The sequence below is a fragment of the Roseovarius nitratireducens genome (assembly GCF_002925845.1).
Lineage (GTDB): Bacteria > Pseudomonadota > Alphaproteobacteria > Rhodobacterales > Rhodobacteraceae > Roseovarius > Roseovarius nitratireducens.
In genome coordinates, this window is sequence record NZ_PDNI01000017.1 from 18734 (window position 1) to 42696 (window position 23963).

A 23963-nucleotide genomic window follows, 5' to 3' on the forward strand; every position below is an offset into this window, starting at 1 on the left:
AGTGTGGCCGATCAGATTCCGCCTTGCGGATAGCCCTTGGATACGTCTGCGGTGAAGGGCCATCGACGTCACCGCGCATTGATTGGGGGCTAGTCATGGGCAGACACGCGTCCAAGGAGCCATACCATGCGTCACCATCGGCACTTGATTACCTCGGCACCGCTGCCGAATGCCCGCAAGCGGCTCTCGCGCCGCGTGCGGCACCAAGCCGGAGGTCACCGGGAACGTGATGAACGCTGAAGGGTCTTCAAAACACCTTGCCGCCCCCGCCAGCCATGCGGGATTTACCCGATGATTGAGCTGTCGCCAATTGTGGCCTTCGCGCTGGTCGCGCTGCTGGCGGCGCTTGCCGTGGCGCTTTTCGCCTTGTGGCGCTTGCATCGTGGTGTCCGCGCCCCGATCCGCCGTATGCTTGATGCCGTGGCCGCTGGCCAGCAGGATGAGGCCGCGCCGAAGCCTGGCGTGAGTGGGGATATGCAGCGCCTCGAGGAGGCGTTCAACGAGACGCATGCGCGCCTCAAGGCGCAAGAGGCGACCCTCGATCAAGCCTTCGAGATTGCCGGGCTTGGCACCTGGGCGATCCTTCCGGATCTGGATTCGGTGCGCGCGTCCTCGCATATCCGCATGATACTGGGGTTTTCCGAAGACGATGATGTCGTCCGACTCGACGAGCTCCGGGACCGGATCGTGCCGGAAGACCGGGCCGCTTTCGCGGCGGCGCTGCGGCGCGCCACAAACGAACGCATTTTGACCGCGCTGGAATTTCGCGCTGTCGACGCAGCCGGAGAGGTCCGCGTTTTCCAGGCGCGCACCGGGCCGGGCGGGGCCGTGCCGCGCGCCCCGGAGCGCGGGGTGTCCGGCATTATTCAGGACATCACCGAGCTGCGCCACAAGGAGATGGCACTGGCGAGGTCGAGCCGGCTTGAACGTCTGGCCGGCGAGGCGGCGCGCGTCGGTGGGTGGCGCTATGATGTCGCGACCCGCATGTTCACCGGAACGCAAGAGACGGCCAAAATCGTCGGACGGGAAGCCGACTGGCATTCTTCGATCGACGACGCGATGGACGGCCTCGTGACCGGGGATGACCGCGCACGGATGGAGCGCAGTTTCTGGACCTGCGTCGGGACGGGTACCCGGTTCGACGAGATCGCAAAGTTCAAGAAATTTGACGGCGACGAGATATGGTTGCGGGTGATCGGCGAGGCGGAACGCGACGCGTCCGGCAAGATCGTTGCCACCTATGGTGCCACGCAGGATGTCTCGGAGCTGGTCTGCGCCCGAGTTGCGGTAGACGATGTCCGGGCGCTCATGCAGACGATTCTCGACGATCTGAGCGATGGTTTCATCATTCACGACCGCGACGGGGAGATCCGGTACATGAATCGCAGGGCGCATAGCATTCTGGGCGTGCCCGATCTCAACCTCATCGACCGCAACATCTGGCGGGACCTTCCCCTGGCCGCCGAGTCGCCGTTCGCACGGGTGATTTCCGCTGCGCTTGAAACTGGAGAGAGCCAGAAGTTCGAGGGTGAACTTTCCACACCCGATCAGTGGGTGAATGTCATGGTGCACCCGACGAATGCAGGGATCGCCATCTATCTCAACGACGTCACCGCGGACCGCGAGGCGCGCACCCGGTTGCGCCTGCTTGACGCCGCTGTTGCCCGAGTGAGCGACGTAATCCTGATCACCGAGGCAAAGCCGCCGGATATGCCCGGCCCGCGTGTCGTTTTCGCCAACGAGGCGTTCGAGCAAGTGACGGGCTACTCGCAAGACGATATACTGGGTTCGACGCCGCGCATGCTGCACGGGCCCGATACGGAACGCGAGCGCCTGAGAGAGATTCGCAAAGCAATGAAGACCGCGCAGCCCATTCGCACGGAGATTACGAATTACCGCAAGGACGGAAGCCGTTTCACGGCCGAGCTCGACATAAACCCGCTGTTGGATGATGCCGGAAAATGTACGCATTTCGTTTCTGTCCAGAGAGACACGACCGAGCGACGCAAAGCGGAGGAATATCTGCGTGCCCGCGAAGAGCAGTTCCGCCTTGCCAGCCAGGCTAGCCGGGACATCATCTGGGATTGGGACATGCACACCGGCATCATCTGGAATAGTGAAAATTCCGAAGAAATCTTCGGCACCATATCACAATCACATGTCGGGACCATCGAGGTCGGGCACGGTGGGAACAGTCAGGATGGGCATATCGAGAAAATCCCCGAAGCGCGCATTGAAAACGTGCTGGAGCGGGTTCATCCAGATGACCGGCTGAAAGTCACCGAGAGTCTCGACGCGGCACTGGGCGGAGACGCGCAGACCTGGCGCTGCGAATACCGTATCAGGACGCAGGAAGATGCCTGGCGACATATCTCCGACAAGGCTTTCATCGTGCGCGACGACGATGGCGCGCCCCGGCGCATGGTCGGCGCCATGTCGGACGTGACCGAATTCCAGGCGCTGGACGCCCAGTTGCATCAGGCGCAGAAGCTTGAAACGGTCGGCCAGCTCACCGGCGGCATCGCGCATGACTTCAACAACCTGATCACGATCATTCTGGGCAACTGCGACATTCTTCTGGACGACATAGGGGAGGAGCCGGCGCTACGCCCGATGCTCCAGTCGATCGAGGATGCAGCCGAGCGCGCTGCTCGGGTCTCAAGCGATCTTCTCGCGTTTTCGCGGATCCAGTCGCTTGAATTGCAGCCGACCGACATCAACAAGCTGATCCAGCGGTCGTCGGGTCTGTTTGAACGAGCGATCGATGCCAGCGTGGACATCCGCTATGATCTGACCGACGCGCCGACAGTGGCCCGTGTCGATCCCAACAAGTTGCAGGCGGCGCTGCTCAACCTCATTATCAACGCAAAGGCTGCGATTCCGGAAGACGGGCACATCACGTTGGTCACCCGCGCGAAAACCGTCGAGGACGTAATCCCGCACAGCGACGTTGTTCCGGGCGACTATGTCCTGATCGACGTTACCGATGACGGGGCGGGAATGTCACCAGAGGTCGCAGGCCACGCGTTCGAGCCGTTCTTCACCACCAAGGAGCCGGGTGTCGGGACGGGCATGGGCCTCAGTTCGGTTTACGGATTGGTAAAGCAGTGTGGCGGTCACGCCGAGATCGTGTCGGAGCCGGGCAAGGGCACGACGGTCACGCTTAGCCTGCCCGTGGCTGACGAGGTGGAACCCGCCCCGCCGCCAGAGGCACTGAAGGAGTCCGGTGGTGGAGGCGGAGAGCGAATCCTCGTCGTCGAGGACGACGCCGAGCTCCGGGCTTTCGTGAAAACGGTACTGAGCCGGATGGGATATCGCATCGTCGAGGCCGAGAACGGACAGATCGCGTTGGATATTCTGAAAGAGGATGACGGGTTCGACCTGCTATTCACCGACATCGTCATGCCGGGCGGGGTCACCGGTGTCGAGGTTGCTCAGACGGCACAGGACATGCATCCCGGATTCAGGGTGCTTTTCACATCCGGCTATGCCCAGGATGCCCTGCCGAAAGAACGGCATGTGCCGAGCGATGTGCCGATGCTTTACAAACCGTATCGCGCAAGTGAGCTGATCAAGAGCGTCAAGGACATCTTGTCCAAAGAGGTCCCGCGCGGGTTCTGACGCGGCGCTGTCAGCGGGGCGCCGGATCGACCCACCCGAATGGCTAGGCCATCACGCCAACTGTTTTCAGGCGCTTAGAGGGGCCATCTATCATTGCAGACGACCCATCATCCAAGGCGTTCGACGCTTCGGACAGCGGAGTGGGCCGGTCTGCCGGAATGTCCGGTTTACCCTGCGAAAAGGACCGCAACACATGCTGCAATTTATTCACAATCTCAAGAAAAACGACTCTGGCGCAACTGCCATCGAATATGGCCTGATCGCCGCTCTCGTCTCCGTGGCTATCATCGGTGCGCTCACAACGCTCGGCACTGACCTCGGCGGCATCTTCGGCGACGTCTCGACCGAACTGCAAGGCGCAGGCGGATGACCGATCTGTCACGGGGCGGTATCGCGCCGCCCCGTGACAACCAACGTTTTGGCAGGCGGCAGTCGTGATCTTCCTGTCCCTCTGGTTCGTCGCAGGGCAACTCTGCGCCGCCGTAAGCGATGCAGTGACGCTGCGCATTCCAAACGCGCTGATCCTGTATCTCCTGGCGGGTTACGCGGCCACCGCCGCGCTGACGGGACCCGGCTGGGCCGATCTTGCCGCGAGCGCTGCTGTTGGCATCGCAATTCTTGCTGGCGGCGCGCTCCTGTTCGCGCGGGGATGGATGGGTGGCGGCGACGTCAAGCTTCTCGCGGTGACTGCGCTTTGGCTCGAACCCGCCGCGATGCCAGCCTTTCTGTTGCTGACCGCCATGGCCGGAGGGCTGCTGACCCTGGCGCTCGTCATCTGCCGCGCACTCGGCGCACACCGCCTCGCCGGCGACAGATTCGCGGCCCTGCGCGCCCCGATGGATCGCGTGCCCTACGGAATTGCCATTGCCGCGGCGGCTATCGCCGTCGCGTTCCTGCGACCGGGAGCTCTCTTGACAGGGTGACCGCTGCCGCACGTTGCTGCCAGGAGGACTGACATGCTGAGACTCATACTTGTGCTAATTGCCCTCGCGGCGGGCGGCGGTGCCGCTTGGATCGCGGCGCAGCAAATTGCCCCAGAGTCCGTTGCCGCCACAGAAGCGCCGACCCCGGTTGCCACCGAAATGACAGCGGTGCTTGTGGCTGCACGGGAGGTGTCGCGCGGTGGTCAAGTCACGACCGGAGCCTTGCGATGGCAACCATGGCCGGTTGACGCCGTGCCGCCGACCTTCATTGAACGCTCGGCGCGACCCGATGCCCTGAGGAAACTTGCAGGGCAGTTCGCCACCCGTCTGATCACGGCTGGCGAGCCAATCGTCGAGCGAGCCTTGTCGCAGGAACCGCACGGATTTCTGGCCACGACGCTGACCCCCGGAAAGCGCGCGGTCGCCATTCAAGTGGACGCGCAGAGCACCGCGGGCGGGTTCATCCTGCCCAATGACCGCATCGACGTGATCCATACCGTGAGAGAGTCGCGAGAGCGTGACGAAAACGAGGCCCGCAGCCGCACGATACTGCGGAATGTTCGGGTTCTGGCCATCGACCAGACGACCGAGGATATCGAATCCGGCACGGTCCTTGGCAAGACAGCGACCCTGGAGCTGACCGAGGCTCAGGTCGAAGCCGTCACCGCGGCGGGATCGACGGGCACGCTGTCACTTTCACTGCGCCCGCTGGAGGAGGTTCCAGGCGAAGCGTCAATGGAAATCCAGGCGGCGCCAAAGACGATCCGCGTCCGCCGGGGAACCACCATCGAGGATATCGTGATCAACTGATCTCGCCCCCTCACACTACCACCGGGGGAGAAGGAGCAACTATGAAACATGCCTTGGTCAAGGTCGAGGAGGGAACCGGCACTTTTGCACCTGCGGTGCCCTCAAGCGCGCGTGTGCCACACCTGACCGTCGCCGCGTTCTGCGTGACGGCTGAGACGCGCGACGCAATTGAACGTGCCAACAGGGATCGTCGTCTGACCCGTGTCAAGGCCGAGGTAAGCGATGGCGGCATCGCGAAGGCGTGCCGCGTGTTCAAGGACAGATGCACGCCCGCGCTGCTGATTGTCGAGGTTACAGGCACAGGCGCGGCCCTGCTAAAGGATCTGGATGCGCTTGCGGAGGTTTGTGATCCCGAAACCAGGGTCGTGGTGATCGGTGTCGAAAACGACATCACCCTCTACCGCGAACTGACCGGGCGTGGGATAGCGGACTATCTTGTCGGCCCGATCACGCCGCTGACCTATGTCGCGACGATTCAAAGGCTCTTTGCGCAGGAAACCGCAACGCGGCTGGGCAAGGTCTTTGCCTTCGTGGGGGTCAAGGGCGGGGTTGGTGCGTCGACCCTTGCGCAGAACATCGCCTGGACGATCGCAGAGGAGCGGGCCAGCCCGACGCTGTTGATGGATCTCGATTTCAGGTTCGGATCGGCCGCCGTGAACCTCGATCTGAAGTCGGTCACGGGCCTTGATAAATACATCGACGATCCGGACAAGCTTGATGCCGAGCTGCTGGACCGGCTGATCGTACAGCGCGGGGAGTACCTCAGCGTATTGCCCGGTTTCGATGACCCATTGGGTGACGTCGACCCCGCGCCGGATGCCGTCGAACGTCTGATCGAGATCGCGCGCGCGTCGTTCCCCTACGTGGTGCTCGACCTGCCGCATGACTGGTCATCTGCCAGCCGCGATGCCCTGACATCGGCGGACGAGGTGATTGTCGTTGCCTCGCCCAATCTGACGAATTTGCGCAATGCGCGCGCGCTGATGGCGCGGCTTCGCGCCCTGCGCCCCAATGATGCGACGCCCCGGGTCATTCTGAATGCCTGTCGGATGCCGCGGCGCAGGGAAATCGCGCCCGACAAGTTCGCCAAGAGCCTGGGCGTCGATGCATGGACGACGATCATGTTCGATCCGGCGACGCTCGGAAATGCCGCGGCGGAAGGGCGTACAATACGCGAACAAGCACCGCGCAGCAAAGTGCAAGCCTCGGTGAAACATCTCGCCCAAGACCTGATGAGCCGGGGGAAAGAGAAACCGCGTGGCTGGCTTCACAAGTTCCTCGGCCTTGGCTGAGCGCATAAATTCTTCGCATCCAATCGCAACTGGAGAGACCCTACATGTCCCAATCCTTCGGTAAACGTTCGGCGCTGGCGAATGCGCAGGAGGTGGCACCGTCCGCCTCTGACATGACGCGGACAACGGTTGCGCCGCCACGTCCTGTGGATGCCGTGCCCCAGCGAGCGGAGCGATCTCTGGACGTGCCGTCGCCGGAAAAGCACGTCGCGCCAAAATCGGTATCGTCGGAAAGCGCAGCCGAATACATCGACCTGAAAAAGGAAATCTTTGGTGCGTTGATCGAAACGATCAATATCACCGAACTTGGCCAGCTGGATCTTCCGGTCGCGCGGCGCGAGGTGGGCGGCGTCGTGAGCGAGATTCTTGCGGCCAAGCGCGCCGTGCTGTCCAGCCGTGAGCAGACCGAGCTGACCGAGGAGATCTGCAACGATGTCCTTGGATACGGCCCTCTGGAACCACTGCTGGCGCGCGACGACATCTCCGACATCATGGTGAACGGCACCAACCTTATCTATATCGAGGTCGGCGGTAGGGTCGAGCAGACAAATATCCGCTTTCGGGACAACGAACAGCTTCTCAACATCTGTCAACGCATCGTCAGCCAGGTCGGCCGCCGTCTGGACGAGTCGAGCCCGATTTGCGATGCGCGGCTGCCGGACGGAAGCCGCGTCAATGTGATCGCGCCGCCACTGGCAATCGACGGTCCAAGCCTGACGATCCGGCGGTTCAAGAAGGACAAGCTGACGCTGGATCAGCTTGTCGGTTTCGGTTCGATCACGCCGGAAGGAGCCGAGATCCTGAAGATCATCGGCCGTGTCCGCTGCAACGTACTGATCTCCGGCGGTACCGGGTCGGGCAAGACGACGCTGCTGAATTGTCTGACCAAATATGTGGACTCTGACGAACGGATCGTGACCTGCGAGGACTCCGCCGAGCTTCAGCTTCAGCAGCCACATGTCGTCCGGCTGGAAACCCGGCCTGCGAACGTCGAGGGCACCGGCGAGGTGACGATGCGTGATCTGGTGAAGAACTGTCTGCGTATGCGTCCCGAACGGATTATTGTCGGCGAGGTGCGGGGTCCCGAAGCCTTCGATCTGCTGCAGGCGATGAATACGGGCCACGATGGCTCGATGGGAACGCTGCACGCAAACACCCCGCGCGAGGCGCTGTCACGCCTTGGCGCGATGATCACGATGGGCGGCTACGAGCTGCCATCGCAAACGATCCAGGAAATGGCGGTCTCGTCCATTGATGTCATCATTCAGGCGGCGCGCTTGCGGGATGGCTCGCGGCGCATCACCCACGTGACCGAAGTGCTGGGCATGGAGGGCGACGTTCCGATCCTGCAAGATATCTTCGTCTACAAGATGCTGGGCGAGGATGAAAACGGTCGGATCGTTGGCCAACACCAATCGACGGGCATCGGGCGTCCGGCGTTCTGGGACAGGGCCCGCTATTTCGGTGAAGAAGACCGGCTGTCGCGCGCGCTTGAAGCGGCGACAAAATCCAACTGAACCGGGGACCGGTACGAAGATGCTGCAATTTGATCTCACTGTTCTGATCGTTCCGCTCGCCGCTCTGGCGGCAGTCGGACTGCTGCTGGCCGTCGCCATGCCATGGGTTCGAGCGCGTGAGCGGAACCAGCGGCGCATGGCGCTGGCCGTTGGTGACGGTCAAGGCGCAAGCCGGCCAAGCCGCCCCGACGGGCAGACCTCGACCCGTCGCAAGGCCATCGAGAAGACGCTGAAAGAAATCAACGAGCGGCAATCGGCCCGCTGGACCCGACGCAATCGGCCCGACCTCGAACAGCGTCTGCGCGAGGCAGGGCTGACCTGGACGCCGCGCTTCTACCGGATGCTGAGCGCGGCCATCGCCGCGGGTGCGTTTGCCGCGTCGTTGGCACTCGGGCCGCTCTTCGCGGGCGCAATTGCGCTGGTGGCAGGGCTTGCAGTACCGCATTTTTACGTCGCGCTGGTGCGGCGGCGGCGTCTGGCCGCATTCGCCGCCGGGTTTCCCGATGCGATCGACGTGATCGTCCGGGGCGTCCGCGCGGGGCGTCCGCTTGCCGATTGCCTGGCTGTTGTCGCGGCCGACACCGAGGATCCGATCCGGACCGAATTTCGGCTGGTGGTCGAGGACCAGTCTGTCGGGCTGCCCATTCAGGAAGCCGTCGAACGGTTGGCACAACGTGTGCCGCTTCAGGAAGTCGGGTTTCTGGCCATCGTGGTCGCGATCCAGAACCGCGCGGGCGGCAGTCTGACGGAGGCCTTGGGAAATCTGTCGACGGTGCTGCGCGGACGTCGGCAGCTGCACGCCAAGGTCAAGGCGATGAGTGCAGAGGCCAAGACCTCGGCGGGCATCATCGGCTCTCTTCCGGTGATCGTGGCGAGTCTCGTTCAATTGACCAGCCCCGAATACCTCGCGGTTCTCTACCAGACCGATCTGGGGCTGATGGTGGTCGCCGCCTGTGCCGTCTGGATGTCCATCGGCGTATTCGTGATGCGACAGATGATCAACTTTGACATGTAAAGGAAGCGGACCGTGCCAATCGACCTGACCGATACACAGCTTCAACTGATGATCATCGCGCTGTCGGCCCTGTCCGTCATCGGGGTCGTTCTGACAGTCGCCTGGCCGTGGATCGCGCGAGATCGGTTCGCGGAGCGGATGCAACTGGTCGAGAGAGACCTGCGCCAACCCCGCCGCCGCGAGCAGCCCGGGAAAGGTGCGACTGGCACCGCGCGCTCGCTGCTGTCCGCCAAGGAACCGAACCGGGTTTTCGCGGAAATCGTCGGGCGACTGGGCCTCGCGCGCCTGACCGACGAAAGCGGCGCGTCAGAGCTTTTGCGGATGGCGGGCTTGCGCGGGCGCGCGCCACTGATCGCCTTTCTCGCGTCACGCCTGATTGCGGCCATGGTGATGCCTGGCATTGCCTTCGCCTATATCACCCTCGTGATCAAACCGGACCTGTCGCTACCGATCATGGCCGCAATGGCATCCGTGGGCGCGGTCATTGGTTTCTGGCTGCCGACGATCTACATCCGCAACCTGATTGGCAAGCGGCACAGCAGCCTGCGCCGCAGTTGGCCAGATGCGTTGGACCTGTTGCTGATCTGCGTCGAATCCGGGATGAGCAGCGAAGCCGCCTTTCGCAAGGTGGCCGAAGAGATCGGCAGCCAGTCAAAGGAACTGGCCGAGGAAATGTCGCTGACCACAGCCGAACTGGCCTATCTATCCGATCGTCGGCAGGCCTATGAAAACCTTGGCATGCGAACCGGGCTGGACAGCATCAAGGCCACCGTTATCGGCCTGATCCAGTCCGAGAAATACGGCACGTCGTTGGGGCAGACGCTGCGCGTGCTGGCCAAGGAAAGCCGCGATTTCCGCATGGCCGCCGCCGAGAAGAAGGCGGCGTCGCTGCCGCCCAAACTGACCGTGCCGATGATCCTGTTCTTCCTGCCGGTGCTCTTTGCGGTGATTGCGACGCCCGCAGTCATTCAAGCCCTTGGAGCATCCTGAAAATGACATGTGCAACCCGGTCTGCCCACAATATCGCCGCGCTCTGCACCGCCTGCGGCCGCAGGTGGACCTGCGCACAGGTCAGGGCCGCTATGGGGTGTCGTCCTTATGCGCATCCGCGCCGCCCTCGGCCGCAAACCGCGCCTGCTTGGTCCAGCGTTCAAGAGCGAGGGTCACGCGGGTGTTTGCGCGTATCGCTTCGTCGAGGCGGGCGGACGCCTCTGCAAGCGTCGGAAAACCAAGAACCCCGGCCCGGCCCGCTGTCTGGTGTGCAATTTTGCGGAGCGTTTCGAAATCCGCCTGGTCACGCCCGATCCAGCGCAGGTGCGTTTCAAGATCCGCGCGAAACATGTGCAGACGGGCCAGCGCGCCCGCATCCCCGAAGACGGCGCAGGCTTCTTGGAACGCATCCGGATCCTCGATTCCTTCTGCCGCCTGCTCGACCAGATCGCGTTCCGCCATGCGGTTCCCTCCGCTTTTATCCGACATCCGTTCCTGAACATGAAGGCAGCCCCCATGAAATACCCGAAATACTGCATCCCGGTCAAAGCGACGCTTGAAAACGGCAGCCAGCACTTTGGCGGCGTCCATGTCACCCAGAGCCAGCGCGTTCTGGACGTGCTTTGCGACGACCGGCCCTTCATTCCTTTCTCGCTGCGCGATTGCACCATTCTGCTGAACAAGTCCAAGCTGGTACAGGTCGATATTCTGAAAATGGCCGAAATTCTGGAAATGCAGGACATCCTGCCCGAACTGAACCTCGATTACCTGAGAGCGAACAGTTGGTGACACTCGTCGCCCATTCTGTTTCCCGGCCTTGCACAGGAGCTTTGAGCGTCCCATGACCCTTCAACCGACAAAACTTGACGATGAAGCCGGCCGGATCGCGGCGCTCAGGCAGATGGATGCGCTGACCTACAGTTCCGAGGCCAGCTTCAAGCATATCACTGGGCTGCTTCAACTCATCCTCGACATGGAGATGGTCAGCATCAACTTTATAACTGAAGAAAAGCAGATACTGAAGGCGCGTCAGGGGATTGACGTGACGGAAATGCCGAGGGATGTGGCGTTCTGCAATATCGCGATCCGGACATACGACCTGCTGATCATCGAGGACACCCATGACGACGCGCGCGTGCGTGACAACCCCTTGGTAACCGGGCCGCCGTTCCTGCGCAGCTATATCGGGGCACCTTTGACAACGGCGGATGGATACAATCTTGGCATGATCTGCGCCGTCGGCACCAAGCCACGCCATTTCACCGCGCGTGAGGTGAGGATGACCACCAAATGCGCAAAGCTCACCATGAACCAGCTGGAGCTGCGCAGCCAGGCAAGCCATGACTTTCTGACCGAACTCTCCAACCGGCGCAGCTTTGTGTCCGGATTGGAAAATGAAATGGCGCGGTTGCGACGCAGCAAGGGAACCGCCTCTGTCGCCTTTCTTGACATCGACCTTTTCAAGCAGGTGAACGACACCTTCGGCCACCCGGCGGGGGATCGTGTCTTGCGCGAATTTGCCGACGTCATCGTCGGGCAGTCCCGCCAGCACGATCTTGTGGCGCGCCTCGGGGGCGAGGAATTCGCGGTGTTGTTGCCGGACACCGATCTTGACGCGGCCCGAATCTGGGCAGAGCGCGTGAGAGAGCAGGTGGCTGAAACCCGGTTTGACGGAGACAATGCGTTGCGGTTGACAGTCAGCGTCGGACTGGCTTCGGTTGACGAAACACAGACGACATCCGATGCGATCATGCTTATGGCCGACACCGCGCTTTACGAGGCGAAGCAACTGGGGCGCAACCGCGTAACGGTACTGTAATGCGCGCTTGCCTGAAATTCCAACCACGCATTCCGCCGAAAGGACACCAATGACAGAGGCCGCGCCATCGACCACGGTGCAAACATCGGACCTGACAAGCGCCTTCGAGAATGGTGACTTGCTATTGCACTATCAGCCAAAGGTGAATGTGTCCGGGCGCTGGCCCGAGATCGTCGGGTATGAGGCGCTGGCCCGCTGGCCGCTTGCGGGTGGCGGGTTCATCCCGCCGGATCAGTTCATCCCGCTGGCCGAGGAATGCGGGCTCGTGCTGTCGCTTGACATCTGGGTAATCGAGACGGTTTGCCAGGAACTGGCGCATTTGCAAGCAGGCGGCGCACGGTCCGGCCTGAGCATGTCGGCCAATGTCAGCCCGCAGCAGTTCCGGCAACCTCATTTTGCACAATCCGTCGCTGACATCCTGACCCATACAGGGATCGCTCCCAGCGACCTCACGCTGGAGATCACGGAAAGGGCCGTGCTGGACGAGAACGAAACAACCGGGAGGAACATCCTTGCCCTGAGCGAAATCGGTGTCTCGCTGTCGCTGGACGATTTCGGCACGGGCTATTCGTCGCTCTTTTACCTGAGGGATCTGCCCCTTAAAGAGATAAAGCTGGATCGCAGTTTTATCTCGGGGCTTCCTCACCGGCGCCAAGATGCGGCGATCGTCAGCGCCACGATCAATCTGGCGGCAGAGCTGGGGCTGCGGGTGGTCGCAGAGGGTGTGGAACTGCCCGGGCAAGCCGCATGGCTGCGTCTCAAGGGATGTCAGACGGTACAGGGATTTCTCTATGGGCGCCCGGCGGTCCTCGATCACCATGTGACCGCGCTCTGATCTGATGTCGCGTTGGGTTTCCAATTCCTGGCACACCCCATCGGGTGGTTCAGTTCCTATCTTGGCACATTGCGATGCCGTCTGGGAAGGCGGCAACCATCCCATCTACCGATGATGATCGGGCGTTCCATCACAACCCAGAAGACGTAATGATGCTGACACCGAGTGATGGAGACCCCGTCGGGCAGGGGCGGCATTGACCTTGACTGTGCCCGACCATCGGCAAGGCAGTAACGCCGCCGCTTGCCTGTCTTTGCACGGGGAGGGGTGGCAGAACAGATGCCGTGTGCGTATGGTGTGCACTGCGGGCCCGTGCCGAACATTGGCTGTCCCGAGGAGATTACAGAATGCCCCTGAACGCAGCCGCCGAGGCCGCGCGGTTGTCTACGGCCCCGATGATGGACTGGACGGATCGCCATTGCCGGTATCTTCACCGGCTGCTGAGCCGTCATGCGCTGCTCTACACGGAAATGGTCACGGCGCCGGCCCTTGTCAGGGGCGGGGCGCTGCATCTGCTTGACCATTCCCCGCAGGAACACCCGGTCGCGCTGCAACTGGGCGGGTCGAATCCGATTGAGCTGGCGCAGGCGGCGCGGCTCGGGGCGGAGGCGGGCTATGACGAGATAAACCTCAATTGCGGCTGCCCCTCGGACCGGGTGCAGTCGGGCACGTTCGGCGCGGTGCTGATGCGTGAGCCGCGCCTTGTGGCCGAATGCTGTGCCGCGATGATCGCCGCGCAGTCGCGCGAGGTCACCGTCAAGTGCCGCATCGGCGTGGACGAGCAAGACCCCGAGACGGTGCTGCCCGACTTTCTTTCGCGGCTTCAGGAGGCGGGCGTGCAGCGGGTCATCATCCATGCGCGCAAGGCGTGGCTCGATGGCCTCAGCCCACGGGAAAACCGCGACATCCCGCCGCTGGATCACGATCTGGTGCTGCGGATGAAGGCGCGCTTTGCCGATCTGCACATCTCGATCAACGGCGGCATCACCTCTCTGGACGAAGCGCAGGCGCTGCTGGCACAGGGCCTCGACGGGGTTATGGTGGGGCGCGCGGCCTATCATCAGCCGGCCGATATCCTCTGCGCCGCCGACCGGCGCATCTTTGGCGTTCCCGGTTCGGACAGCACGCCCGAGGGCGCGGTGCGCGCCATGCTGCCCTATATCGAGGCGCATCTAGGCGCCGGTGGCAAGCTCAACCAGGTCACGCGGCACATGCTGGGCCTCTTCGCGGGCCGCCCGGGGGCGCGCGGCTGGCGGCGGATGTTGTCGGAAGGGGCCACGCGCCCCGGTGCCGGGCCGGAGCTTGTCGAGGCGGCGCTGGAGCAAGTGGTGCAGGTGGCGGCCTGAGCGCTCAGCCGTGGCGGTCGGCGAGGCGGCGTGCGGCGGGGCCAAGCGTGGCGTCCGACAGGTCGGGCAGGGGGAGCGGTGTGGCTTCTGCCTTGCTCACCCGCCGATAGCGCGGGTCGTAATGGGTGCGGATGAGGTCCTCGACCAGCGATGCGAACTCTCCTGCCGCCGCCAATGCCCGCCATGTGGCAACCTGCTCGTGTCCGTGATAGCGCACGAGGCGTTCGAGGATCGCGTCGAGCCGCGCGGGATCAGCGATCATGTCCTCGTACTCGGCGAGGATATGCCCCACCCGCGCTGCCATCGGCGCGTCAACCCGGATGCCGGGCGCCGATTTCATCGCCACGGCGAGCGCGGGCGGAAGGGTGATGCCCCCAATCCGCGCGCTCTCGGCCTCGAGGAAGACGGGGCGCGCGGGATTGAGCGCAGCCACGCGCATGGCGAGCGCGCTCTCGAACGCCTTTTGCGAGGGCTGCTCCGTGCCGATGAGGCCAAAGAGCGAGCCGCGATGCCCGGCCAGCGCCTCGAGGTCGATCACCTGCGCACCCGCGGCGCGCAGATGCGCCAGTAGCCGCGTCTTGGCCGTGCCGGTGCCCCCGTCAATGAGCAGCACGGGGCAGGGAAAGGGGCTGTCGTAGAGCGCCGCCACCACCAGCCTGCGATAGCTGCGATAGCCGCCAGCGATGGTGTCTGCGCGCCAGCCGATCTGTTGCAGGATAGAGGTGAACGAGCCCGACCTCTGCCCGCCGCGCCAGCAATAGACCAGCGGTCGCCAGCCGCCCTGCCGATCCGCCAGCGGGCCCTCGATATGCGCGGCGGCATTGCGCGCCACCAGCGCCGCACCGATCTTGCGGGCGAGGAACCGGTCCTCCTGCACGTAGATCGTGCCGACGCGGGCGCGTTCGGCGTCTGACAGCACCGGCAGGCTGATCGCGCCGGGGATATGGTCCTCGGCGTATTCCGCCGGAGAGCGCACGTCGATCACCTGATCGAAGGGGAGGGTGCCGAGATCGCCAAGACTGTCGAGCGTGACCGGCACCCTCAGCTTGCCCGCCGTATGCCCATGACGCGGGCACGCGCGCGCGGGTCGCTGTCAAAGAGCGCGGCCAGTTGCTCGGTCATCGCACCGGCAAGCTGATCGGCGTCGGTGATGGTCACCGCGCGGTCATAATAGCGGGTCACGTCATGGCCGATACCGATGGCCAACAGTTCCACCTGCTTGCGGCGTTCGACCATCGCGATCACGTCGCGCAGGTGCTTTTCGAGGTAGTTGGCGGGGTTGACGCTCAGCGTGCTGTCGTCCACCGGCGCGCCATCGGAGATCACCATCAGGATCTTGCGCGCTTCCTTGCGTGCCACGATCCGCCGGTGCGCCCATTCCAGCGCCTCGCCGTCGATATTCTCCTTGAGCAGGCCCTCTTTCATCATCAGCCCGAGATTGTCGCGCGTCCGCCGCATCGGCGCGTCGGCGGATTTGTAGACGATGTGGCGCAGGTCGTTCAGGCGACCGGGCAACTGCGGGCGGCCCTCGGCGAGCCATTTCTCGCGGCTCTGCCCGCCTTTCCACGCGCGGGTGGTGAAACCCAGAACCTCGACCTTGACCGAACACCGCTCCAGCGTGCGGGCAAGCACGTCTGCGCAAATTGCGGCGATGGAGATGGGCCGCCCGCGCATCGAGCCGGAATTGTCGAGCAGAAGCGTCACCACCGTGTCGCGGAACTCGGTATCCTTTTCCACCTTGAAGCTGAGCGGCGTGGTGGGGTTGGCCACCACGCGGGCAAGGCGGCCCGCATCGAGGATGCCCTCTTCGCGGTCGAACTCCCAGCTTCGGCTCTGCTGCGCCTGAAGGCGTCGTTGCAGCTTGTTGGCGAGCCGCCCGACCGCACCCTTCAGCGGGTCGAGCTGCTGGTCGAGATAGGCGCGCAGGCGTTCAAGCTCGACCGGGTCGGCGAGGTCCTCGGCGCGGATTTCCTCGTCATGGCTGGCGTCATAGATCATGTAGCCCGGATCCGCCTCGGAGGCGGGCGGCGGCGGTGGCGGGTCGAGCGGTGCCTCGCCCTCGGGCAATTCCGTCTCGTCGTCCATGTCCTGGTCGGCCATCTCGTCGAGGCTGACCTGCGCCTGTTGTGCGTCCTGCTGTTCGTCCTGGCTGCGCTCGGGATCGGCGTCGGCCTCGTCCTCGTCGCTCTGGTCCTCGCCCTGGCTCTCGGGGTCGTCCTCTTCGCCGGTCTCTTCTGCCTCGTCTTCCTGGTCGTCATCGGGGCTGTCGGGGTCGTCGCCCAACTGGTCGCCATAGCCCAGGTCCTCGATGATCCGGCGGGCGAACTTGGCAAAGGCGGTCTGATCGGCGAGCGTTTCCTGCAAGTCCTCCAGCGTGCCGCCCGCCTGCTCTTCGATAAAGCCGCGCCACAGCTCCATCACGTTCTGCGCGCCCGGCGGCAGATCGCGCCCCGTGGCGAGGTGGCGGATGAGGTATCCGGCGGCGGCGGGCAGGGGGGCGTCGTCGGTCGAGGTGACGCGGTCAAAGCCGAGCCGCGCGGCATCCTGCGCGATACGCGCGTCGATATTGGTGGCCGTGCCGGGCATATCGCGCGCGCCCACGGCCTCGCACCGCGCGGTCTCCATCGCCTCGTAGAGGTCGCGCGCCATGTCGCCCGGCGGCGCGTAGCGCGCGTGCAGCGCGTCATCGTGGAACTTGTGTCGCAGCGCCAGCGCATCCGCGGTGCCACGCGCCAGCAAAACCTCCTCGCGGGTCATCCGGCGGCTCACCTGCGGCAGGCGCATCGCATCGCCCGACAACCCGGCGGGATCGACCGAGTAGCTCACCGTCAACTCGCTGTCGTCGGCCATCACCTTGGTGGCATTGGCCAGCGCCTTCTTGAACGGGTCGGCGGGGTTGTCGGTGGGTTTGGTCATCGGGTGTTCCCCAGACGTGGCTTTACTGTACGCTCACGTTCGCCGCGCTCTCGGGAAGTTCCTCGTCGAAGCAGCGCTGGTAGAATTCCGCCACGGTCTGGCGCTCCAATTCGTCGCACTTGTTGAGGAAGGTGAGCCGGAACGCATAGCCCACGTTGCGGAAGATGGTGGCGTTCTGCGCCCAGGAGATCACGGTGCGGGGGCTCATCACCGTCGACAGCTCGCCATTCATGAAGGCGGTGCGCGACAGATCGGCCACCGTTACCATGCGGCTGACGGTCTGGCGCCCCTCGGCGGTGTTGAAGATCGGGTTCTTGGCCAGCACGATCGCCGTCTCTGCGTCGTGGCTCAGGTAGTTGAGCGTGGCCACCAGGTTCCAGCGGTCCATCTGGCCCTGGTTGATCTGCTGCGTGCCGTGGTAAAGCCCCGTGGTGTCACCGAGGCCAACAGTGTTGGCCGTGGCGAACAGGCGGAAATACGGGTTGGGCGTGATCACCTCGTTCTGGTCGAGCAGCGTCAGCTTGCCATCCGCCTCCAGCACCCGCTGGATCACGAACATCACGTCCGCGCGCCCGGCGTCGTATTCGTCGAACACGATGGCCGTCGGGTTGCGCAGCGCCCAGGGCAGGATGCCCTCGTGAAACTCGGTCACCTGCACCCCGTCGCGCAGCTTGATCGCGTCCTTGCCGATCAGGTCGATCCGGCTGATATGGCTGTCGAGGTTGACGCGCACGCAGGGCCAGTTGAGCCGGGCCGCGACCTGCTCGATATGGGTGGATTTGCCGGTGCCGTGATAGCCTTGGATCATCACCCGCCGGTTGTGCGAAAAGCCCGCGAGGATCGCCAGCGTGGTGTCGGGATCGAACTTGTAGGTCGAATCGAGCTCGGGCACCCGTTCGCTGCGCTCGGCAAAGCCCCTCACGATCATGTCGGTGTCGATGCCGAAAACCTCGCGCACGGCGATTTCCTCGGTCGGTTTCGCGTTGATGTCAATCGTGCCGTCAGCCAATTCGCCGGTCCTTCGATAGGGTCGCTGTTTCGTTGGTGTCGTGGTGCAACATATCGCGTGGAAGGGCAAGGGGAAGGGGCAAGATCGGGTTGGCCTCATGGTTCGTCCGCACTGGTCATACCGGCCCGTCGTGCTAGGATTGGGTGCGAACGGGACAGTGGCGAGCATATGGCGACGCGCGACGACATAGAACGGCACATCCTGCGCGCCGCGCAAGGGGACCGGACAGCGTTCAAGGCGCTCTATGACGCCACGTCGGCGAAACTCCTGGGCGTTGCCCTGCGTGTGTTGAATGACCGCGCGGAGGCCGAGGATGTGTTGCAGGAAATCTACGTCAAGATCTGGCACAATGCCGCGCGTTACAATGTCAACGGGCTGAGTCCCATGACCTGGCTGATAACGATCGCGCGCAACAGCGCCGTCGACCGCCTGCGCAAGCTGCGCAGGGCCGGGACGACCGACGTGCTCGAAGACCGGATCGCCGACACCGGGGCAGGGCCCGAGACGCAGGCCATCGCCGCCTCCGAGCGGCGGCGGCTCGATGCGTGCATGGAGGAGTTGGCCGCGCCGCGTGCCGAGGCCGTGCGCCGTGCCTATCTAGACGGCGAGACCTATGCCGATCTCGCGGCGCGGTTCGACGTGCCGCTCAACACGATGCGAACATGGCTGCGCCGCAGCCTCTTGAAGCTGAAGGAGTGTCTGTCGCGATGAGCGATCGGGACCAGCCAGACCGGGACGAGGACCACATCCTCGCGGGCGAATACGCGCTCGGCCTGCTTTCGGCAGAGGAGGCGGCGGCGTTCGAGGCGCGCATGGTGCGCGACCCGGACCTGCGCGCCGCCTACGCGCAATGGGCCACGGATTTCGCCGCCATGACCGACGAGATCGCGCCGCAGGCCCCGCCCGCCCATGTCTGGCAGCGGATCGAGGCGGGGCTGTTCCCCGATGCCCGACCCCGCGCCGGCTGGATGCGGCGGCTGGCGCTCTGGGGCGGCGGCCTTGCGGCGGCGGCGGTGCTGGTCCTGGCGCTCGTTACCGGTGGCGACTGGGGTGCGCCGCCGCAAGCGCCCGCCGAGGCGCTCTACCGCGCCGAGGTGGCCGCTGAGGATCGCAGCCTGGTGGTCGATGCCGTCTATGACGCCGCGACCGGCACCCTCTTGATCGACCGTGCGGCGGGTGCGCCCGCGCCGGGCCGTGCGCTGGAACTGTGGCTCATTGCCGGAGAGGCGGCGCCGGTCTCGCTCGGTGTTCTGCCCGAGGACCGGCGCGGGTCGATCCCGGTGCCCGACGCCCTGCGCCCGCGCCTGCCCGGTGCCGTCCTCGCGGTCTCTGACGAGCCCCCGGGCGGATCGCCCACCGGCGCACCCACAGGCGACGTGCTGGCCACCGGCGCGGTGCGCGACACCTAGACCGGCTGCTGAAAAACGCTTTCACCGCCGCCGGCCAAGCCCCCGCCCGGCCCTGTAGCGTACAAATCGCGCGAGGCAGGTGCCACCCCCCTAGGCAAACGCTCGCAAAGCTCCTATATTCAGGGTGTTCCCGGCAACGGGGACTATGGACATAAACGCGCTCGTAATAAGCGGATCGGACCCGGGGGCGGTACCCGGCGGCTCCACCAATAATCCTTCATTTGGGGATCATGGGGCCGAAACAGGATCGACGAACGTCTAAAGGGGTTATGCTTTGTCCCGGTGAGGTACCACCGTTATCGGTCCGAAACGTACAGTTGCAAATGACAACCGTGCTCCGGTGGCCGTTGCTGCGTAAGCAGTAACCAAACCGAAACTTAAGCCCTTGCCTCTAGCAAGGTAAGGCGGGGTTCGCAGGCACCTGGCAACAGAAGCCTGCACTTTCATTCAAATGTCGCTTGTCCCGATGCGCGTCGCGCGCCACAAGGACGCATGGGCGCGCCAACCTTTCCCGATCTGTTGCGCAGCTTCGCGCGGATCGGCCTGCTGAGTTTCGGCGGGCCGGCGGCGCAAATCTCGGTGATGCATGACGAGTTGGTGACGCGGCGCGGCTGGATGTCGGAAAACCAGTTTCTCGGCGCGCTGTCCTTTTGCATGCTGTTGCCGGGGCCCGAGGCGATGCAGCTTGCCACCTATGCGGGTTGGCGACAGAGGGGCGTGCCGGGCGGGCTGATCGCCGGGCTGCTCTTCGTGCTGCCCGGCGCGGCGGTAATTCTCGGTCTCGGCTATGGCTATGCCATCTGGGGTGGCGTACCGCTGGTGCAGGCGGCCTTCCTCGGCGTCAAGGCGGCGGTGGTGGCGATCGTGGTGCAGGCGCTGTTGCGGATCGCGCGCAAGGCGCTGGCCACGCCCGGCCACTGGGTTGTGGCGGGGCTGGCATTCGTCGCGATGTTCGCGCTTGGCGTGCCGTTCCCGGCGATCATCGCGGCGGCGGCGCTCTGGGGGTATTGGCAGAGCCGCAACTCACCGCCCGCGCCCGCGCCCGCGCCCGTGGGGACGGCGGTGCGGCCCGCAGACACGCTGCGCACGGCGCTCATATGGGGCGCACTCTGGGCGGCGCCGGTGCTGGTGGCCTGGGGCGCGGGGGCTGCGTTCCTCACCGATCTGGCGCTGTTCTTCTCCAAGCTGGCGGTGGTCACCTTCGGCGGGGCCTACGCGGTGCTGGCCTACATGGCCGACACGGTGGTGAGCGCCAAGGGCTGGATCACCGCCGCGCAGATGATCGACGCGCTTGGCCTCGCCGAGACCACGCCCGGCCCGCTGATCCTGGTGACCGAGTTCGTGGGCCTTCTGGCAGGCTGGCAGGCCGGGGGGGCAGGGCTCGCGCTGGTGGCCGCGCTGCTCACCCTGTGGGTGACTTTCGTGCCCTGTTTCCTGTGGATTTTCACCGGTGCGCCTTATGTCGAGGCGATCCTCGCGCGGCCCCGGCTCAAGGGGGCGCTGGCGGGAATATCGGCGGCCGTGGTGGGGGTGATCCTCAACCTGTCGCTGTGGTTCGCATTGCACGTGGTGTTCGGCGAATTGCGAGAGAGCCTGGTCGGTCCGGTGCCGGTCTGGGGGACCGTGTCCTGGACCGGGCTGGGGCTGACGGTGCTGGCGGCGGTGCTGCTTCTGTGGGTGCGGGTGCCGATGGGCCGGGTCCTGGCGCTGATGGCGGCGCTCGCGGCGGCGGGACATGTTTTGATCTGAGGCTTGCTCGCAGGCTCTTTCGTTTCGATCCGAATCCCCTATGCTGACGGTGTCGATCTTGTTCGAGGTAAGGAATGACCCGCTCCATCGATTATGGAACCCTGATGCATCGCGCGATGCGTGGCCTCATCCAGGAGGTTCTGACGGACGTGGCCGAGAACGGGCTGCCGGGGGCGCACCATTTCTTCATCACCTTCGACACCACACATCCCGATGCCGAGCTGGCCGACTGGCTGCGCGAGCGCTACCCGTCAGAGATGACGGTGGTCATGCAGCACTGGTTCGAGGCGCTTGAGGTCAGCGACGACGGCTTCGGCGTGACGCTCAATTTCGGCGAAGCGCCCGAGCGGCTTTATGTGCCTTACGAGGCGATCCGCACCTTCGTTGACCCGTCGGTCGAGTTCGGCCTGCGGTTCGAGACGCAGGACAGCGACGATGACGAGGACGAGGACGACGGCGCCCCCCTCGAAGAGATAGACGATGCGGGCGGCGCGCAGGAGGAGACCGGCGAGGTGGTGAGCCTCGACAAGTTCCGCAAGTAGCGGGTCACGAGCGGGGTGGGCCTTGGTATCCCGTCGTATACAGCATTGATCTTTCCGGCACCTGCGGTATGAACGGGAGAAACCGCCAAGGAGGCCCGCCATGACCGCCACCCGCACCGAATCCGACAGTTTCGGCCCGCTCGAGGTGCCCACCGACAAGTATTGGGGCGCGCAGACGCAGCGCAGCCTGATGAATTTCCCGATCGGTTGGGAGCGGCAGCCGGTGGCCATCGTGCGCGCGCTGGGTGTCATCAAGAAAGCCTGCGCGCAGGCCAACAAGGCATCCGGCAAGCTCGACCCGCGGATCGCCGACGCGATCATCGCGGCGGCGGGCGAGGTGATCGCGGGCGATCTCGACGATCATTTCCCGCTGGTCGTCTGGCAGACCGGCTCTGGCACGCAATCCAACATGAACGCGAACGAGGTGATCGCCAACCGCGCCATCGAGATTCTCGGCGGCGAGATCGGATCGAAGGACCCGGTGCATCCCAACGATCACTGCAACATGGGGCAGTCCTCCAACGACACCTTTCCCACGGCCATGCATATCGCCGCCGCGATGAGCGTGCGCGACGTCGCGTTGCCGGGGCTGGAGGCGCTGGCGGCGGGGCTCGAGGCGAAATCCCACGAGTTCCGCGACATCATCAAGATCGGCCGCACCCATACACAGGACGCCACGCCGCTGACGCTGGGGCAGGAATTCTCGGGCTACGCGCATCAGGTCCGGATGGGCATCTCTCGCGTCAAGGCCTGCCTTCCCGGCATATACGAGCTGGCGCAGGGCGGCACCGCCGTGGGCACCGGGCTCAACACCGCGCCCGGCTGGGGCGAGACGGTTGCGGCCAACATGGCGGAAATCACCGGCCTGCCTTTCGTCACCGCGCCCAACAAGTTCGAGGCTCTGGCGGCCCATGACGCGATGGTGTTCCTGTCCGGTGCGCTCGCGACGGTGGCGGGGTCGTGCTACAAGATCGCCAACGATATCCGTTTCCTCGGGAGCGGGCCGCGCTCGGGTCTGGGCGAATTGATCCTGCCGGAGAACGAGCCGGGCAGCAGCATCATGCCCGGCAAGGTCAACCCGACGCAGGCCGAGGCGCTGACGCAGGTGGCGGCTCACGTGATGGGCAACGACGCGGCGATCAAGTTCGCCGGATCGCAGGGTCATTTCGAACTGAACGTCTACAACCCGATGATGGCCTACAACCTGTTGCAGTCCATCCAGCTTCTGGGTGACGCCACGGCGAGCTTCACCGAGCGGATGCTCACCGGCATCGCGGCCAACGAGGACCGCATCGAGAAGCTGATGAAGGAATCGCTCATGCTGGTCACGGCGCTGGCGCCCACCATTGGCTATGACAACGCCACCAAGGTGGCCAAGACCGCGCACCGCAACGGCACGACGCTCAGGGAAGAGGCGATCAATCTTGGCTTCGTCGATGGCGAGACCTTCGACCGCGTGGTGCGCCCCGAGGACATGATCGGCCCGAGATGAGCGACACCCCGGTCAACCTCAACCGGATACGCAAGCATAAGGCGCGGGCGGCGAAAAAGGCCCGTGCCGACGAGAACGCGGCGCGTTTCGGGCGCACCAAGGCGCAGAAGGCGCGCGAAGAGGCCGAGGCCGAGAAGGCCCGCCACGTGCTGGACCTGCACAGGCGCGAGGAAGAGTGATGCGCGCTTCATCCTGGCTCAAATATCCCGGGGGAGTCGCGCGGAGGCGCGACGGGGGCGGCGCCCCTATCCCCCACGCCCGATGAGCGCGCGCCCCGTCAAGCGATCGCTCACGCTCCAGGGGCACCGCACGAGCGTGTCGCTGGAAGAGCCGTTCTGGCAGGCGTTCCGCGAGATCGCGCGCGCCGAGGGTCGCGCGCTCAACGCGCTCGCCGCCGAGATAGACGCCGCCCGCGACCCCGGAACCGGGCTTGCCTCGGCGATCCGGCTGCACGTGCTGGCGCATTTCAGGGCGCGGGCAGAGGCGGTTCAAAACCGTCATCGCTGAGCGCGCATGTCGTTTTCGGAATGATTCTCACCGCACCCGGTTGAAGGCCGCGTAAATGCCGCGTTACCTTGATGACACGCGTGGACCGTCTTTTCGGGCGGCGGAAATGTCCGGCGGCGGCAGTCTCGTTGCCGCTGGAACAGGGAAAACCCGGCGGCACCGGGCAAGGGT

Annotated in this window: 22 protein-coding genes and 1 other RNA gene; 19 read left to right on the forward strand and 4 right to left on the reverse strand. The window is 64.5% G+C overall.

From position 1 onward, the window contains the following. Window positions 1-291 precede the first annotated feature (291 nt). The 8 genes from CRJ03_RS02095 (at window position 292) to CRJ03_RS02130 (ending at window position 10168) form a co-directional block, all read left to right on the forward strand. Window positions 292-3621: a hybrid sensor histidine kinase/response regulator gene (locus CRJ03_RS02095; protein WP_104017263.1), complete on the forward strand. Its 3330-nt coding sequence runs from the start codon at window positions 292-294 to the stop codon at window positions 3619-3621. A 193-nt stretch (window positions 3622-3814) separates the two neighbouring features. Then, complete coding sequence (locus tag CRJ03_RS02100; protein WP_206018279.1) at window positions 3815-3991, forward strand: Flp family type IVb pilin; 177 nt, start codon at window positions 3815-3817, stop codon at window positions 3989-3991. A 64-nt stretch (window positions 3992-4055) separates the two neighbouring features. Next, window positions 4056-4544, forward strand: coding sequence for an A24 family peptidase (locus CRJ03_RS02105; RefSeq protein ID WP_104017264.1), 489 nt, complete (start codon window positions 4056-4058; stop codon window positions 4542-4544). A 33-nt stretch (window positions 4545-4577) separates the two neighbouring features. Beyond that, the gene (cpaB, locus tag CRJ03_RS02110; protein ID WP_104017265.1) at window positions 4578-5354 is read left to right on the forward strand and encodes a Flp pilus assembly protein CpaB; all 777 of its coding nucleotides are present in this window, start codon (window positions 4578-4580) and stop codon (window positions 5352-5354) included. Window positions 5355-5395: 41 nt separating this feature from the next. Beyond that, entirely contained in the window at window positions 5396-6646 is a 1251-nt protein-coding gene (locus CRJ03_RS02115; RefSeq protein WP_104017266.1) for a CpaE/TadZ family protein, read from the forward strand. Between the two features lie 44 nt (window positions 6647-6690). After that, a complete protein-coding gene (locus CRJ03_RS02120; protein ID WP_240611530.1) occupies window positions 6691-8163 on the forward strand; it encodes a TadA family conjugal transfer-associated ATPase in 1473 nt (490 codons plus the stop codon). 19 nt (window positions 8164-8182) lie between these two features. Continuing rightward, window positions 8183-9178, forward strand: coding sequence for a type II secretion system F family protein (locus CRJ03_RS02125; protein ID WP_104017268.1), 996 nt, complete (start codon window positions 8183-8185; stop codon window positions 9176-9178). Window positions 9179-9190: 12 nt separating this feature from the next. Then, complete coding sequence (locus CRJ03_RS02130; RefSeq protein WP_240611531.1) at window positions 9191-10168, forward strand: type II secretion system F family protein; 978 nt, start codon at window positions 9191-9193, stop codon at window positions 10166-10168. Between the two features lie 90 nt (window positions 10169-10258). Here CRJ03_RS02130 and CRJ03_RS20530 read toward each other — a convergent pair whose 3' ends face one another. Next, window positions 10259-11011, reverse strand: a complete 753-nt coding sequence (locus CRJ03_RS20530) for an Hpt domain-containing protein (RefSeq protein ID WP_104017269.1) — start codon at window positions 11009-11011, stop codon at window positions 10259-10261. On the opposite strand from CRJ03_RS20530, the gene CRJ03_RS02140 reads away from it, so the two are divergent. The 3 genes from CRJ03_RS02140 (at window position 11010) to dusA (ending at window position 14168) form a co-directional block, all read left to right on the forward strand. Then, window positions 11010-11987, forward strand: a complete 978-nt coding sequence (locus tag CRJ03_RS02140) for a sensor domain-containing diguanylate cyclase (protein ID WP_104017270.1) — start codon at window positions 11010-11012, stop codon at window positions 11985-11987. The two genes, CRJ03_RS20530 and CRJ03_RS02140, sit on opposite strands and share 2 nt — an antisense overlap. A 49-nt stretch (window positions 11988-12036) precedes the next feature. Next, window positions 12037-12822, forward strand: a complete 786-nt coding sequence (locus CRJ03_RS02145; protein WP_104017271.1) for a putative bifunctional diguanylate cyclase/phosphodiesterase — start codon at window positions 12037-12039, stop codon at window positions 12820-12822. A 347-nt stretch (window positions 12823-13169) separates the two neighbouring features. Next, on the forward strand, window positions 13170-14168 hold the full coding sequence (dusA, locus tag CRJ03_RS02150) for a tRNA dihydrouridine(20/20a) synthase DusA (protein WP_104017272.1): 999 nt from the start codon (window positions 13170-13172) through the stop codon (window positions 14166-14168). 4 nt (window positions 14169-14172) lie between these two features. On the opposite strand, the gene mnmH is transcribed toward dusA, so the two are convergent. From mnmH to cobS, 3 genes are read right to left on the reverse strand one after another with little or no spacing between them, the layout of a single operon-like run. After that, a complete protein-coding gene (mnmH, locus tag CRJ03_RS02155; RefSeq protein WP_165375218.1) occupies window positions 14173-15207 on the reverse strand; it encodes a tRNA 2-selenouridine(34) synthase MnmH in 1035 nt (344 codons plus the stop codon). A 2-nt stretch (window positions 15208-15209) separates the two neighbouring features. Then, a complete protein-coding gene (gene cobT, locus CRJ03_RS02160; RefSeq protein WP_104017273.1) occupies window positions 15210-17084 on the reverse strand; it encodes a cobaltochelatase subunit CobT in 1875 nt (624 codons plus the stop codon). 22 nt (window positions 17085-17106) lie between these two features. Further along, complete coding sequence (cobS, locus tag CRJ03_RS02165; RefSeq protein WP_104017274.1) at window positions 17107-18093, reverse strand: cobaltochelatase subunit CobS; 987 nt, start codon at window positions 18091-18093, stop codon at window positions 17107-17109. Between the two features lie 168 nt (window positions 18094-18261). Here cobS and CRJ03_RS02170 point away from each other — a divergent pair, with 168 nt between their 5' ends. The 8 genes from CRJ03_RS02170 to CRJ03_RS02205 all read left to right on the forward strand — a co-directional run bounded on the left by CRJ03_RS02170 (window position 18262) and on the right by CRJ03_RS02205 (window position 23792). Further along, a complete protein-coding gene (locus CRJ03_RS02170) occupies window positions 18262-18804 on the forward strand; it encodes a sigma-70 family RNA polymerase sigma factor (RefSeq protein WP_104017275.1) in 543 nt (180 codons plus the stop codon). Then, the gene (locus CRJ03_RS02175) at window positions 18801-19502 is read left to right on the forward strand and encodes an anti-sigma factor (RefSeq protein WP_165375219.1); all 702 of its coding nucleotides are present in this window, start codon (window positions 18801-18803) and stop codon (window positions 19500-19502) included. Before CRJ03_RS02170 ends, CRJ03_RS02175 begins: the two co-directional genes overlap by 4 nt. 87 nt (window positions 19503-19589) lie before the next feature. Beyond that, window positions 19590-19944, forward strand: a transfer-messenger RNA (tmRNA) gene (gene ssrA, locus CRJ03_RS02180). A 50-nt stretch (window positions 19945-19994) separates the two neighbouring features. Beyond that, window positions 19995-21251 carry a chromate efflux transporter gene (chrA, locus tag CRJ03_RS02185; protein WP_104017277.1) on the forward strand — a complete coding sequence of 419 codons (1257 nt, stop codon included), beginning with the start codon at window positions 19995-19997 and terminating at the stop codon, window positions 21249-21251. Window positions 21252-21325: 74 nt separating this feature from the next. Further along, window positions 21326-21793 (forward strand): SspB family protein, encoded by a 468-nt coding sequence (locus CRJ03_RS02190; protein ID WP_104017278.1) that lies wholly within the window; start codon window positions 21326-21328, stop codon window positions 21791-21793. A 100-nt stretch (window positions 21794-21893) separates the two neighbouring features. Beyond that, complete coding sequence (gene fumC / locus CRJ03_RS02195; protein WP_104017279.1) at window positions 21894-23285, forward strand: class II fumarate hydratase; 1392 nt, start codon at window positions 21894-21896, stop codon at window positions 23283-23285. Beyond that, on the forward strand, window positions 23282-23464 hold the full coding sequence (locus CRJ03_RS02200) for a DUF4169 family protein (RefSeq protein WP_104017280.1): 183 nt from the start codon (window positions 23282-23284) through the stop codon (window positions 23462-23464). The genes fumC and CRJ03_RS02200 overlap by 4 nt, the downstream gene beginning before the upstream one ends. Before the next feature lie 82 nt (window positions 23465-23546). Further along, entirely contained in the window at window positions 23547-23792 is a 246-nt protein-coding gene (locus CRJ03_RS02205; protein ID WP_104017281.1) for a ribbon-helix-helix domain-containing protein, read from the forward strand. Window positions 23793-23963: the final 171 nt, after the last annotated feature.